Source organism: Mesorhizobium sp. AD1-1, assembly GCF_020164655.1.
Taxonomy (GTDB): Bacteria; Pseudomonadota; Alphaproteobacteria; order Rhizobiales; family Rhizobiaceae; genus Mesorhizobium; species Mesorhizobium ciceri.
Genome location: NZ_JAIUGP010000005.1, coordinates 49,374 through 61,633, shown reverse-complemented (window position 1 = coordinate 61,633; position 12,260 = coordinate 49,374). Strand labels below are relative to the sequence as shown.

The following is a 12,260-nucleotide window of genomic DNA, read 5'->3' as shown; positions in this document are numbered from 1 at the left end:
AAGAACTTCAGCCCGAGTAAGCTTTTGTCTATTGTATTATGTCATCTCGTGTAAATTCGATATTACATTTTTATTTCAAGATTGAGACGAACCTCGAAGGAAAGCGCAAGCCCGACCCTCGCCGCGGACCTGCAACGAAACGGACCGCCATTATCGCCAAGCGTTCGAAACCTTTGCCCTGTCTTCCGCGTTGAAGGACCAAAGGGAGAACGCAGATGTCGATCCACTTCACCGTCTCGGACCTGACAAGAAACCTGTTTCACTCGCTGGGGCTGGATCAGCGCGCGCCAAGGCCTCTCAATCCCGAACAAAGCCTGTTGCTGGAATGCTATCTGGCCGGCCAGGTTCCGGAATCGGCCTGGAACGACTACGTCTTCGAAACGCCCGATCTTGCCCGGCATGCCGCGGCAAGGCGCAGTCACCATTGAGCCGGCGGCGGATGCCTACTTGGGAGAGGCGAATTGCAACGTGAACACGTTGCCTGCGATGCCTTGCGCCAGTTTCGCTGAGAAGGTCAGGGGCAGACAATTCTGCAAGGCGGTCGTTGCGGCGTCGACAAAGGACTTCTTCGCCTTGGCATCGCCTTCTACCTTGATGGCTGTCGGCCTCGGTGGGCCGATCAGCGTGCCGTCCCGCTTGAAGCTGAAGCTCAAGGTGACGCTGGCGGTTCCCGCTCCCGCCGGCGGTGTCCAGCAAGCCTGGATCGCGGCCCCGACATCGTCCATCGTGTTGAGTTCAGCTGCACTTGACGCATGAACAGCGCCCGCCAGCATCACGCCCGCAACCGCAATCCGTCTCGCAACGCTTTTCATCGCCAGCCCTCACGCCTGACCACGGTCCATCTGGGACGCTCAATGGATGGTAGGGCCAACGTCGGCAATGGCAATATCTCTCGGCAAACTTGACGCCGAAAAAGCGACACCTGACTGGGCTTGCGCGGTCTGATCGCTGCTCGATCGCGCCTGGCGATAAAGCAATGCCGGTTAAGTGTGAAACGGTTTTCCCGGAAAGGCGCATAACGCTTTTCCCTTGGGAATTGCGTCGAACAAAGCGTGCGAAAAGCAAAAGGCCGGCATTGCGCCGACCTTTCCTATCGCTGCGACGTTCTGCGCCAGTACATCCGTGGTCGCGGGCCGAAAGCGAATTGCCTGCAGTAGACAGGGCTTTGGTTAACGAACCCTTAAGCTCAGGCCTTGGCCTGGGACTTCACATGGGCGATATAACCGCGCACGTCGCCGGCCGGCTCGCTATAGGCCTTGCCGAGCTTCTTCTCGATCGCCGCCACATAGTCCTTCGCCCATGTGGGCAAGGCATAGTCGATGACGGCCAGAAATTCGAGCGTCGCCGCCAGCCGGATATCGGCGATCGACGGATGCTTGCCGCCGATGAACGGCTTGCCGTCCCTGAAGAAGCTGTGAAACACTTCGAGCGGCTCGGCGATCGCCGCCGTCGCCGCCTTCTGGGCTTCGGACTTCTTGTCGGGATGGGCGTCGCTGTGGCCGACCTCGCCGGCATAGTGCGGGAAGCCGAGCGCCGGATAGGTGGCGCGCGCCACATAGGGGTAGAGCGTGCCGATCAGGTAGAACATCGCACTGTCGACCATCGCCCGCTTGGCCGGTGCCTTCGGATAGAATTTCTCCAGCCCGTGCTTGTTGGCGAGATATTGCATGATGGCGCAGCTTTCCCACAGCACGCCTCTGGGCAGGCCCTTGTCCTCGATCATCGGTGTCAAATGCGCGGGATTTCGCGCCATGAACTCCGGCGAACGGGTGTGGCCCCAGGCATCGGTCTCGGCGTGGTCGAAACCCGCCGCGCGCGCAAACACCCGCACGGTCATGTTGTTGACGCTGGGCTTCAGCATGCTGAGCTTCAGCGCCGGCTTCTTGGCCGGCTTGGCCTTGGCCCTGGGCGCGGCATTTGCCGTCGCCTTCACGGCAGGCTTGGCGGCCGTCTTGGCTTTTGGCGTTGCCGCAGCTTTCGCCGCCGGCTTGGCGGCAGCTTTGGCCGCGGATTTCCCGGCAGTCTTCGTCGCTGTCTTGGCCATCTTGTTCCTCCCTCTGGTCTGTTCAGTATGGGTTCTTCGGCGCCCGATCGTCCGACAGGGTGGCACGGGAACGCTCTACGAGCGTCTGGATCGCATCGGCGAGATGCACTTCGGCGATGTTGTAGTCGCCGCGCCCGACCCGCAGCCTGTGCGCTTCCATCAGCACATCCGCATGGGTGAAGCCCGCCGGCGGTTCGAAGCGGTAGGACGCCAACTCGATCAGCAGGCCGAGCGGATCCTCGAAATAGATCGAATCCATGAAACCGCGATCCTTGACGCCGCTGTGCTTGATGCCGCGCTCGTCAAGCCGGGAGACCGCCTGCAGGAAGGTGACGCGCGACACCGAAAAGGCGATGTGGTGAACACAGCCCGGATCGGTCGGCGTGCGCCGCTTCTCCGGCGTCCGGCTCTCGTCGGTGAAGATAGTGATCAGCCGGCCGTCGCCGGGATCGAAATAGAGGTGGCTTTCCCTCGGCTTGTCGAGATTGGGCTGTTCGAAGATGAACGGCATGCCGAGCACGCCTTCCCAGAAATCGATAGAGGTCTGGCGCCCGGCGCCGACCAGCGTGATGTGATGGACGCCCTGCGATTGCAGCTTCTGCATTGGCCTTCCTCCCCCATGGATCAACTGGCCTTACGGACAGCGCGGCGTTCTGCGCGCCGCTGGAGCCGTACCCCAGGATCCATGATGTGATGCTAATGCAAACAGCTCCGCGGCGCCAGAAGCGACGAACGCGGTGACGCAACGGATAAAGCCGACCGATGGAAAGTGCGCCGTCCGCACTTCCGATGCCAGGCATCGGAAGCACGTACGCGCTGCGCTTTGGAGGCTGAGATCGGCGAATCCGGCCGATAGCCGACCGAATTGATGTACCGACTTACGAGCCGCTGCTGTTGACCGTAGTGCCGACGGTCGTGAAGATCCCGTTGAGCGAATTGCCAACCGCCCCGGCGCCGGTGATGATCGCGAGCGCGATGAGAGCCGCGATCAAGCCATACTCGATCGCGGTCGCGCCAGACTCGTCCCAAGCGAAACGACAAGCTATTTTCTGCATTTCAACCTCCTACAGCTACTAAAGCGAAAACTAATATTCGCCGTGAGTTGCGGGGACGTTAAGGTTCTCGGTTTCGCGTCCGTTAACATTTGCCAGACGAATGAAATAAAGGCCGGGTTGGTTGGTGCCACTGGGAGTTTTTAAGGCTGCGGCTACCTGTGCAGAGCGGGTTTCCCGGACGCCACAGTATCGAGGCTCCGCGACTTCAGAAACGAAATCGACGGCATCCTGCAAATTTGTCGAAAAACTTGGTACGCCCAAGGGGAATCGAACCCCTGTTCCCGCCGTGAGAGAGCTGAAAACCTGTCCCATCGTGTCCCAAACCGTTTCGCTTAAGCGTCTGATATAGCTCATTTAATGCCCTAAAGTGTCCCACCCTGTACTACCCTGTGGCATGCTGTTATATTTCACAAACGTTGCACAGAAGGGTTTGGAGGCTGGAAATGGCAAAGCGCGTCAGAGATGCAAAATACGATTCGAGGGCGGCACGAGAGAAGCTTAAGGCGAGGGGCGACCCGTACTACAGCAGCATCGCGGAAGGGCTGCATGTCGGATACCGCAAGGGGAAGGTGGCGTCCGTCTGGGTGATGCGCTCGTATATAGGCGACCAAAACTACAAAGTGGCGAAGATCGGAATAGCGGACGACGTGCTAGATGCTGACGGCGTGGAAGTGCTGAACTGGTGGCAGGCCGTCGATAAGGCCCGTGCCATACTTGGAGCCCAGCGCGAGGGGCCAGCATCGCCCTATACCGTAGGCGATGCACTGACCGATTACCTTGCCCACGCAAAAGAACGGCAGAAGGCATATCGCGATACCGAGATAACCGTCGAGCAGCTTATCCGACCCGAGTTCGACAAGGTGGTTGTGGCGGAACTCACAACCGAAAAAATAAGGCGATGGCACAATAAACTCGCCGCAACGCCCCCTCGCCTTCGGACCAAAAAAGGCAAGGAGCAGAAGTTCTCAACCGGCGAGATGGATGACGAGACAAAGCGGCGGCGGAAGTCCACTGCCAACCGAGTCCTGACTGTCCTCAAAGCAGCGCTCAATCGCGCCTTTCGAGAAGAGAAGGTGAAGGACGACAAAGCCTGGCGGCGAGTGGAGGCATTCGAAGACGTTGACTCCGCTCGCATCCATTATCTCAAAATCCCGGAGGCACAGCGCCTGATCAACGCCAGCGAGCCCGATTTCCGAAAGCTAGTACAGGCCGCACTGCAAACGGGGTGTCGATACGGCGAACTGTGCCGCCTCAAAGTGGGTGATTTCAATGAGGCGTCGGGCACCGTGGCAGTGCACATCAGCAAGACCAGCCAGCCCAGACACATTGTGCTAACCGACGAGGGTGTAGCCTTCTTCAAATCGTTAACTGTTGGGCGTGGTAGCGGTGAGATTATGCTGCTGAAAGCGAACGGCGACGCGTGGGCTGAGTCACATCAATCCCGCCCCATGCTTGACGCATGCACTCGCGCCAAGATTGACCCTCCGATCGGATTCCATGGGCTGCGCCATACCTGGGCCTCGCTGGCGGTGATGAACGGCGTCCCGCTGCTGGTGGTTGCCAAGAACCTCGGGCACGTCGACACAAGAATGGTCGAGCGGCACTATAGTCACTTCGCACCCTCGTTTGCGGCTGATGCCATTCGGGCAGGCGCACCTCGCTTTGGAGTCATTGAGAACTCGAATGTCACGCAAATCTGACAAGTCCGTCTTCCTTATGCCCGACCCCGACGCTCCGAAGCCAAACCACCGGCCGAAGCGAACGTATATGGACTTCATCTTCTCAGATCAGCCCGAGGACCAAGCCACGCTTTCGTATTGGTTCGAGGCCGATCAGCTTCGCAAAGCTGGCAACAAACGCGGGTCCATGGGCGAATTGAACGACGCGATAGCGAAAAAGCATGGGATTGATCCGGCGAAATTTCCCGCTGTTCGCGATGCCCGCCGCCGCTGGCGATAGTTCCAGTTAAACCGTTCGAAAGTGGCTGATCTTTCCACACTTTTGCGCGTTTGTTGAACGTCCCAGGCTGTCCCATTCTGTGCCCATTAGCCAACGGAGCACGGTCATGGAAACGCTTCTCCCATCTTACACAATCGATGAATGGTGCGACCTCGAGAAGGTCAGCCGGACAAAATTCTATCGCATGCGCCACAACGGCACTGCGCCCGAGTTGATGCGCGTCGGTGGGCGCTACAGCATCTCGCATGACGCCGCACTTGCATGGCGCAAGGCCCGCACTGCCGACGCCGAATTGGCCGCCTAGCTCCCCTCTAAAACGCCAACCCGCCGCGCAAGCACATGCGCGACGGGCAGATGGAGAAGACGAGGGAAAATCGGGTCCCCTCGCACAGCAACATTACCCGCAAGCCATTGATAAAACAAGGAGATGCGGGTATGGCCACGCTCCACGAGTCATCAAATCAAGAAGACCTGCACGAAGCCGAGCTGTTCCTGAGCAAGCTCGATCCAGAAGCAACAAGCTTCACCTTTCAGACCTTTGACGAGGACAAGGGTCGGGACGACCGTACACTCGTGAAGACGCTTAGCGGCTCATTCAGGCAGCATAAGGCTGAACTCGAAAGGTTGAACAAACAGGGCGCCGGCGTCTTCGTCACCGTCAATGAAACGAACGGCAAGGGGCGCAAGACAGCGGACATAGTCAGGGTCCGTGCCGTATTCGTGGATCTGGATGGCGCGGCCCTTGAACCCGTCCTTCAGTACCAGCGCAAACCGCACATTGTGGTCGAAACCTCAAAGGAGCGTTGGCACGCATATTGGCGGGTTGAGGGGCTTGAGCTTGGAGATTTCGAGAACGCCCAGCTTGCGCTTATCGAGCGGTTCGGCAGCGACAAGTCTGTCAAGGACTTGCCCCGGGTTATGCGGCTGCCCGGCTTCCTCCATAACAAAGGCGAGCCGCGCCTTGTCCGGCTCCTAGAGACGCTTGAAGCCGCCCCATATCCCGGACGCGATTTCTACCGGGGCCCGAGGCTAGATGACGCTCGCGACCTTCCACCCGTGTTGAACAGTGGGGATGATGCCGAAGCCCTTGCCGTGCTGTCGCGTGAAATCGCGAGGCTCAACGAGGCAGCTAAGGGCAACCGCAACATCGCGCTTAACAAGGCGGCCTACACGGTAAGCGGAATGGTCGCAAAAGGCCTGTTGTCCGAAGTCCTTGCCAAGGAACGACTGATCGAAGCAGCGGACGAACTGGAGCTTCCTCGAAAGGAAGCGATGATAACAATCGCGTCGGGGTTTCGGGCTGGCAAGGCAGCTCCTTGGTCCCCGCACGACATCTTGGACCCGGCTGACCCTATGCGGTCTGCCGTCAAGCTGCTCGACACCAAATACACCGACGCGAACAATATCCGATCTTTGCACCGGCAGCGCGAGACGTTCTGGCTCTGGAACGGGGCGTGTTATGAGATAGTCGAAAAAGAAATCATGGAGGCCATCGTCTGGGCTTTCACTGAACGCGCCAAGGCCCCCGGCAAGATGGGATCAGTCCCCTTCAAGCCGACTAACGATAAAGTTCAGGGCATCATCCACGCGCTGCGAGCGCGAGCGCAGCTTAGCTCGAAGATAGAGGTGCCAGCTTGGTTGGCGGATGCAGACCGTCATCCGCCGCCGGTCGAGTTTATGGCGGTTAAAAACGGCTTGCTGCATCTGCCGACCGGGGAGCTATGGAGTCCGACTCCTACCTACTTCAACACCAGTGCATCCGATGTGTCATTCGACCCGGATGCGGCGGAACCAACAAAGTGGCTTGCCTTCCTCGACTCAATTTATGGCGATGATGTCGAGGCCAGAAACGCCACACAGGAGTTCATCGGCTACTGCCTTCTGTCCGACACATCGCAACAGAAAATCCTGCTCATGGTCGGCCCTCCCCGCTCGGGCAAAGGCACCATAGGACGTGTGATCCGCGAACTGGTGGGGCGTGATTCCGTCGCGGGGCCGACCATGCACAGCCTTAGCGGCGAGTTTGGCTTGGAGCCGCTTATCCCCCGGCCTGTAGCCATCATATCGGACGCCCGCATAGGCCAGAAAACCGACAAGGCGGCGGTGACGGAAAGGCTGCTTTCCATTTCTGGCGAAGATCCATTGAGCGTCAACAGGAAGAACACTTCGTTTTGGCATGGCAAGCTGCAGACGCGGTTCATTATCCTGACCAACGAGTTGCCGGCGCTGTCGGATGGCTCAGGCGCGATGGCTAACCGCTTCATCATCATTGTCTTGAAGACCAGCTTCTTGGGTCAGGAGGACCCCGGTCTGTTCGACAAGTTGAAGGCGGAATTATCGGGCATCCTGAATTGGGCAATAGCGGGATATGAGCGGCTTCGCTCCCGGGGGCACTTCCTTCAGCCTGCAAGCGGGCAGGAGGCGCTGGAAGAGATTGAACACTTGGCGTCGCCAGTGAAGGCGTTCGTTCGCGCCATATGCGATGTTGGACCAACTCTCTCGGTTGGTGTCGATGAATTGTGGGAGCAGTATGCGGTTTGGGTGGAGAACCAATCGTCATCGGGAAGCAATAAATTTGCTGGGACAAAAGTGTGGTTCGGACGAAACCTGCGCTCCGCTGTTCCGGGCTTAAGCGATGGTGATGTGTACGAGGGCGAGAAGCGGCGACGGGTGTACAAAGGAATCGGCTTGAAGACTGGTCAAAATGTCCGTCATCGCGATACGACGCCGACGGACGACAACCCGGCAATTCCGTTCTAGGGACGACGCGGCGATGGCATCACCCACGTATACCCAGGTAAATACTGATCCCTAAAGGGAATTGTATATTGTTTTGGGAAGGCAGGACGGCGAGCGAGTCAGTAAATGCCATGGCCTACCATGGTGGCACCCACGTATACCTAGGTAAAAACTGACTCAGCCTCGTGTGCATCGCGTTGCCGCAGTGATGGTATGAAAAATCCATCGCTGTCTCGTGCTTTTGCTATGCCCCGGCACCTTGCCCCTGTGGCGCAGCACTGGCGTCCCCTCCTAGCGGTCCGCAAAAGCCACGTTAACGCTTGAACACAGCGGGAACCAAAACAGTTTAGGACACAGTAATACAAACAAAAACAATGCCTTAATCCATGTGTTGCGTTATGCTTTGCGTCCTCTGTCAAACGTTTGTGCGATATGACACCAAGGTAGAAGCAAAACTCGCCCATGGATGCCCTAGCCGATCAGCCTCCCGTCGAGGGGCAGAAGTCCCCGCAGCGCTCCCGTATCGCAAACGGCAGCGCCACCCTACTGGGTGCGAGAGACGAGCGCTCCGTCTACGTGCGCAGGATGAAGGAGGTCATTGCCGAGCATGTGGATGATCGAGGCGGGCTGGAAGCTATGTCCGCCGCCGAGAAGTCCCTGATCCGCCGTGTCGCCGTCCTGACCGTTGAGCTTGAGAAGCTGGAGACGCGCTTCGCGGAGGATGAGACAGTGGGTGAGCGCACCCTCGACCTGTACAATCGGACAGCCGGCAACCTAGGACGTCTCCTTGAGCGTCTCGGTCTCAAGCGCAAGGAGAAACCAGCCAGGACGATAGAGGGGCACATCGCCGCCAAGCGGAAGCAAGCAGCGGCATGAAACCGATCATCTCCATGCGCGAAGCCCTCGCCGACCCGGACTTGTTCGGCACCATCCTGAGCGGTGACAGTTGGCTTCCGTGGCGGGTGATGCTCATCGCCTTGATGGGCGAGCCGCTGACGGCAGAAGAGCGTGTCATCTTCACCACCTTGACCCAGCGCGAGCACGAGCCGCTATCTCCCGTCGAGGAGTTCTGGGGCATCGTCGGTCGCCGTGGCGGCAAAACGCGCGCCATGTCCGTCCTGTCAGCCTACCTCGCGGCCCTCTGCGACTGGTCGGACGTGCTGGTGCCGGGTGAAACCGGAAAGCTCTTCTATCTCGGCTACAATCAGAAACAGGCGAACATCGCTTTCGACTACGCGAAGTCGATCTTCAACCTCCCCCTGTTTGCGCAGCGCGTCGATAACGTCAGCGCCGACATCATCGCTCTCAAAACCGGCATTGAACTGGAAGTGCGGGCAGCGACATGGCGCGGGTTGCGTGGCGTCACCAGCATTGGCGCGATCTTCGATGAGTTGGCGTTCTTCCAGTCGGAGGAATATTCAGCCAACACCGATAAGGAAATCCTGAATGCGGTGCGCCCCTCGCTCGCGACAACATCTGGGCCGCTGGTCGCGATTAGCTCGCCGTTCGCAAAGTCGGGCGAAGTGTTCCAAGCGGTCGAGCGCGACTTCGGCCCAAACGGTGATCCCCTTATCCTTGTCGCGAGGGGCGCGAGCCGCGATTTCAATCCGAGCCTATCGCAGCGTGTCGTGACACGTGCGCTGGAACGCGATGCTGCTGCCGCGCGGGCCGAGTACCTAGGCGAGTTCCGAGAGGACTTGGCGGCCTTTGTGGACCTTGCCGTCGTGCAAGCGTGCGTAGCTGCGGGTCTGGCAGCAATTCTGCCCAACGCTCTGCGCCAGCCCTACACGGCCTTCTGCGACCCGGCTGGCGGCAGTGGCACCGACAGTTTCACGTTGGGCATCGGACATGACGGGCTGGACGACCAGCAGCTTGGAAAAGACCTGATCATTCTGGATTTGGTGGACGAGGTGAAGCCGCCGTTCCGCCCCGAACAGGTCGTGATGAAGTTCGCCGCGACGCTCAAGACGTATGGCTGCGATTCAGTCTATGGCGACAACTACGCGGCTCAGTGGGTCGTGGATGCCTTCGACCGGTATGGCATCCGATACATCAAGTCGCCGCTGAACAAGAGCGAGCTGTTCCTGAACTTTTTGCCGATGTTGAACAGCCGCTCGATCCAGCTTCTGGACCATTCCAAGCTGGTGTCGCAGCTCGTTGGCATGCAGCGCCGCGTGACGAGCGGTGGCCGCGAGACGATCGATCACAACCCGAATGGGCATGACGACGTGGCGAATGCCGTCGCTGGATGCCTGGCTGTCATCGCACGCAACCGACGTCAGACGAAGACCACAACCACAGCCATTCCGATGTGAGGACAGCATGCGCGAAGGCGACATAGTTCAAACGACACTGGGTCACAAATGGGTGGTCGCGTTTCTGCTTGATGTGGATGACGTCGAGGGGCTGCATGATGGGCGCTATGCGTTCATCGTCCGACCTGAGCCGACGCCGTACGGCGACGACATCGTCTATGCGCTGGAGTCCGAGAACGACATCTTCATGGGCTGGCTGGGCACCACGGAGATTGATCAGGGCGACGTGTACACGCTCTACGGCGACGAGCCATTTGCGGTGGATGAGCAGCGCGGACAGTTCATCAAGTTACGGCGCGAAAACGGCAGCACCGAATGGGTCATGCGCTGGCGTCTCGCCTTCAACTTGCTGGTCGGACACGACATCAGCCCCGAGGCTGATTGGACAGAAGCCAACCTGTTGGGAGCAGTCTGATGGTGCAGATTGGCGATATCGTCTTGCTGGGTTCAGGCCTGCGCTGGTGCGTCCTTCAGTTCGTCGGCAATCCGAACGGCGGACAGGATGCGAGGCTGATCCGACGCAACTCGGATGGCAGTTACACCGCATTCCAAAAGGGAACGGAATTTCTGATTCCCGCTGAGCGCCCTGTTTTCGAGATAGGCGAGTCGGTGACGATTGACGGCCTCAAGGGGGTTTTTCAGTGCGTCGAGCGCGAGGAACACGTCGCGCGCATCATGTTGGCACCACGCCAACGGGAATTGGCGAGCGGCGGCTTTGTCGAGATTGAGGCCGGTGTAGCGCGCGCCTCATTTGCATTGCTGGTCGTCCAAAACAAAAAAGTCTGAAGGAGAAAAAACCATGGCCACCGTTGCCGAACAGGAATTGAAATTGCACGTCTCGCCCAGCATCGATGAGCGGACAATCGACCATTTTGCCGAAAGGCAGATTGGCAATATCAAACCCGAACCTGACCTGGAGCATCTCGCGCTATCAGGAGCCCTGAAACTGGCGAGGGAGGAGGCCCTCGCGCTGGTCGATCTCGCGAACGCCACTTATGCCGACGCGTCGCAGCCGCCAGCTGCCGCCGCCATCCAGGTGGCTACTGCGGCACGCAAAAGCGGCGAGCGTGTCGCGGCCCGCTTGCTCGCCGCTCAGGAGAAGGTTGATACGACGATAGCGTCGCTTGAGAAAGTGACGTTTGCGCCCCCACCGGACGCCACGATCGGCGAGCGGTACGACAGGGAGATTCGTGATTCGTTGAAGGCGCTGCCCGACGATAAGCGTGCCAAGGAGATCAATGATGCTCTCGCCAGCAACGATATGGCGCTCATTGGTGCGGTGCTGCGCGCACCACGGGTTACGACCGGCATGAAGGCGGCGGAATTGGAATCCCTTCGCCACCGGTTCCGCCAGCAGGCCTTCCCCGTGGAGATGAAGCGTCTGGACCGCCTCCGGAAGATGCGCGCTGCTAGCGATACGGGGCAGGAGCATTCACCAAGTTGGTAAAGCAGGCGTCGGATACCACCTTCGCCAATGCTGCCATCGCCGCTCGCACGAAGCGGGAAAGCGCGTTGGCGGCCTATCAGCAGGAGGCATAAACGTGGACAGCCCAGCCCTGATCAACAGCAGCTACTTACTCTCGGTGCACAACCAACGTGATCTCCTGCGGTTGCCGCGACGCATTGCAGCGGATCGTTTGGAAGCAATCCCTGAATCCTATCGAATGGCCTACATCGAGGACGAAAACGGCAAGGGCTACTTTCTGTCCACGCAGACCGCAGATGTCATTCGCGATGGCGAGGCTGAGATCGCCCGCATCAATGCCGAAATGGAGGACATCCCTGCCAGGGTGGAAAGGGAACGGAAAGCGTGGCGCAACGATGCGGTGAACGATGCCATTCAGTCATCGCTCAAGAAAGCCGGCGTCAAAGAAGGGCTGTTGGAGGGTGCGATGTCGATGTTGAAAAAAGAGAATTCGTTTGAGGTTGATCCGTCTGATGACGGGCGGGGATTTGTCGTCACAGGCCGAAACGCATACGGCCTTTGTGAAGTTGACAGTCTCGTCGTGAAATTGGTGGGTGGTGACGAGGGAGCGGTGTGGCGCGAACGAAAGCCCAACCGCTTTGATCGCCGCCCTGATAGCATCAATCAGATGCCCTCGGGGCGGGGTCGGCGGTAACGGCCTTGGGCTTGACTCTGCACACTTG

The 12,260-nt window shown here is 59.0% G+C and carries 16 protein-coding genes; 11 read left to right on the top strand and 5 right to left on the bottom strand.

The window, feature by feature from the left end:
- Window positions 1–215: 215 nt before the first annotated feature.
- A complete protein-coding gene (locus LB519_RS11905) occupies window positions 216–428 on the top strand; it encodes a hypothetical protein (RefSeq protein ID WP_013529263.1) in 213 nt (70 codons plus the stop codon).
- A gap of 15 nt (window positions 429–443) precedes the next feature.
- On the opposite strand, the gene LB519_RS11900 is transcribed toward LB519_RS11905, so the two are convergent.
- From LB519_RS11900 to LB519_RS11880, 5 genes are all read right to left on the bottom strand, one after another.
- Window positions 444–812 (bottom strand): hypothetical protein, encoded by a 369-nt coding sequence (locus LB519_RS11900; protein ID WP_013529262.1) that lies wholly within the window; start codon window positions 810–812, stop codon window positions 444–446.
- 374 nt (window positions 813–1,186) lie between these two features.
- Window positions 1,187–2,044 (bottom strand): glutathione S-transferase family protein, encoded by an 858-nt coding sequence (locus LB519_RS11895; protein WP_224620124.1) that lies wholly within the window; start codon window positions 2,042–2,044, stop codon window positions 1,187–1,189.
- Window positions 2,045–2,066: 22 nt separating this feature from the next.
- Window positions 2,067–2,648 carry a VOC family protein gene (locus LB519_RS11890; protein ID WP_013529260.1) on the bottom strand — a complete coding sequence of 194 codons (582 nt, stop codon included), beginning with the start codon at window positions 2,646–2,648 and terminating at the stop codon, window positions 2,067–2,069.
- 274 nt (window positions 2,649–2,922) lie between these two features.
- Window positions 2,923–3,099 carry a Flp family type IVb pilin gene (locus LB519_RS11885; RefSeq protein ID WP_013529259.1) on the bottom strand — a complete coding sequence of 59 codons (177 nt, stop codon included), beginning with the start codon at window positions 3,097–3,099 and terminating at the stop codon, window positions 2,923–2,925.
- Window positions 3,100–3,129: 30 nt separating this feature from the next.
- Window positions 3,130–3,453, bottom strand: a complete 324-nt coding sequence (locus LB519_RS11880) for a hypothetical protein (protein ID WP_224620123.1) — start codon at window positions 3,451–3,453, stop codon at window positions 3,130–3,132.
- A gap of 89 nt (window positions 3,454–3,542) precedes the next feature.
- Between LB519_RS11880 and LB519_RS11875 the strand changes: the two genes are divergently transcribed.
- The 10 genes from LB519_RS11875 (at window position 3,543) to LB519_RS11830 (ending at window position 12,232) form a co-directional block, all read left to right on the top strand.
- The gene (locus tag LB519_RS11875) at window positions 3,543–4,799 is read left to right on the top strand and encodes a tyrosine-type recombinase/integrase (protein WP_224620122.1); all 1,257 of its coding nucleotides are present in this window, start codon (window positions 3,543–3,545) and stop codon (window positions 4,797–4,799) included.
- A 67-nt stretch (window positions 4,800–4,866) separates the two neighbouring features.
- Window positions 4,867–5,058, top strand: a complete 192-nt coding sequence (locus LB519_RS11870; protein ID WP_224620121.1) for a hypothetical protein — start codon at window positions 4,867–4,869, stop codon at window positions 5,056–5,058.
- Window positions 5,059–5,164: 106 nt separating this feature from the next.
- Window positions 5,165–5,362, top strand: coding sequence for a transcriptional regulator (locus LB519_RS11865; protein ID WP_224620120.1), 198 nt, complete (start codon window positions 5,165–5,167; stop codon window positions 5,360–5,362).
- Window positions 5,363–5,493: 131 nt separating this feature from the next.
- A complete protein-coding gene (locus tag LB519_RS11860) occupies window positions 5,494–7,818 on the top strand; it encodes a phage/plasmid primase, P4 family (RefSeq protein WP_224620119.1) in 2,325 nt (774 codons plus the stop codon).
- 441 nt (window positions 7,819–8,259) lie between these two features.
- Window positions 8,260–8,673 carry a hypothetical protein gene (locus LB519_RS11855; protein ID WP_224620118.1) on the top strand — a complete coding sequence of 138 codons (414 nt, stop codon included), beginning with the start codon at window positions 8,260–8,262 and terminating at the stop codon, window positions 8,671–8,673.
- On the top strand, window positions 8,670–10,112 hold the full coding sequence (locus LB519_RS11850; protein WP_224620117.1) for a hypothetical protein: 1,443 nt from the start codon (window positions 8,670–8,672) through the stop codon (window positions 10,110–10,112). The genes LB519_RS11855 and LB519_RS11850 overlap by 4 nt, the downstream gene beginning before the upstream one ends.
- Window positions 10,113–10,119: 7 nt before the next feature.
- Window positions 10,120–10,527, top strand: coding sequence for a hypothetical protein (locus LB519_RS11845; protein WP_224620116.1), 408 nt, complete (start codon window positions 10,120–10,122; stop codon window positions 10,525–10,527).
- Window positions 10,527–10,898, top strand: coding sequence for a hypothetical protein (locus LB519_RS11840; protein WP_224620115.1), 372 nt, complete (start codon window positions 10,527–10,529; stop codon window positions 10,896–10,898). The genes LB519_RS11845 and LB519_RS11840 overlap by 1 nt, the downstream gene beginning before the upstream one ends.
- Window positions 10,899–10,911: 13 nt before the next feature.
- On the top strand, window positions 10,912–11,559 hold the full coding sequence (locus LB519_RS11835; protein ID WP_224620114.1) for a hypothetical protein: 648 nt from the start codon (window positions 10,912–10,914) through the stop codon (window positions 11,557–11,559).
- A gap of 94 nt (window positions 11,560–11,653) precedes the next feature.
- Window positions 11,654–12,232, top strand: a complete 579-nt coding sequence (locus LB519_RS11830) for a hypothetical protein (RefSeq protein ID WP_224620113.1) — start codon at window positions 11,654–11,656, stop codon at window positions 12,230–12,232.
- Window positions 12,233–12,260 lie beyond the last annotated feature (28 nt).

What these genes read in the sequence shown, in the direction of transcription:
- LB519_RS11865 (WP_224620120.1), top strand. Translation starts at nt 5,165, where the DNA reads ATGGAAACGCTTCTCCCATCTTACACAATCGATGAATGGTGCGACCTC.
- LB519_RS11895 (WP_224620124.1), bottom strand. Translation starts at nt 2,044, where the DNA reads ATGGCCAAGACAGCGACGAAGACTGCCGGGAAATCCGCGGCCAAAGCT.
- LB519_RS11875 (WP_224620122.1), top strand. Translation starts at nt 3,543, where the DNA reads ATGGCAAAGCGCGTCAGAGATGCAAAATACGATTCGAGGGCGGCACGA.
- LB519_RS11870 (WP_224620121.1), top strand. Translation starts at nt 4,867, where the DNA reads ATGGACTTCATCTTCTCAGATCAGCCCGAGGACCAAGCCACGCTTTCG.
- LB519_RS11860 (WP_224620119.1), top strand. Translation starts at nt 5,494, where the DNA reads ATGGCCACGCTCCACGAGTCATCAAATCAAGAAGACCTGCACGAAGCC.
- LB519_RS11900 (WP_013529262.1), bottom strand. Translation starts at nt 812, where the DNA reads ATGAAAAGCGTTGCGAGACGGATTGCGGTTGCGGGCGTGATGCTGGCG.
- LB519_RS11845 (WP_224620116.1), top strand. Translation starts at nt 10,120, where the DNA reads ATGCGCGAAGGCGACATAGTTCAAACGACACTGGGTCACAAATGGGTG.
- LB519_RS11850 (WP_224620117.1), top strand. Translation starts at nt 8,670, where the DNA reads ATGAAACCGATCATCTCCATGCGCGAAGCCCTCGCCGACCCGGACTTG.
- LB519_RS11885 (WP_013529259.1), bottom strand. Translation starts at nt 3,099, where the DNA reads ATGCAGAAAATAGCTTGTCGTTTCGCTTGGGACGAGTCTGGCGCGACC.
- LB519_RS11890 (WP_013529260.1), bottom strand. Translation starts at nt 2,648, where the DNA reads ATGCAGAAGCTGCAATCGCAGGGCGTCCATCACATCACGCTGGTCGGC.
- LB519_RS11905 (WP_013529263.1), top strand. Translation starts at nt 216, where the DNA reads ATGTCGATCCACTTCACCGTCTCGGACCTGACAAGAAACCTGTTTCAC.
- LB519_RS11840 (WP_224620115.1), top strand. Translation starts at nt 10,527, where the DNA reads ATGGTGCAGATTGGCGATATCGTCTTGCTGGGTTCAGGCCTGCGCTGG.
- LB519_RS11835 (WP_224620114.1), top strand. Translation starts at nt 10,912, where the DNA reads ATGGCCACCGTTGCCGAACAGGAATTGAAATTGCACGTCTCGCCCAGC.
- LB519_RS11855 (WP_224620118.1), top strand. Translation starts at nt 8,260, where the DNA reads ATGGATGCCCTAGCCGATCAGCCTCCCGTCGAGGGGCAGAAGTCCCCG.
- LB519_RS11880 (WP_224620123.1), bottom strand. Translation starts at nt 3,453, where the DNA reads ATGAGCTATATCAGACGCTTAAGCGAAACGGTTTGGGACACGATGGGA.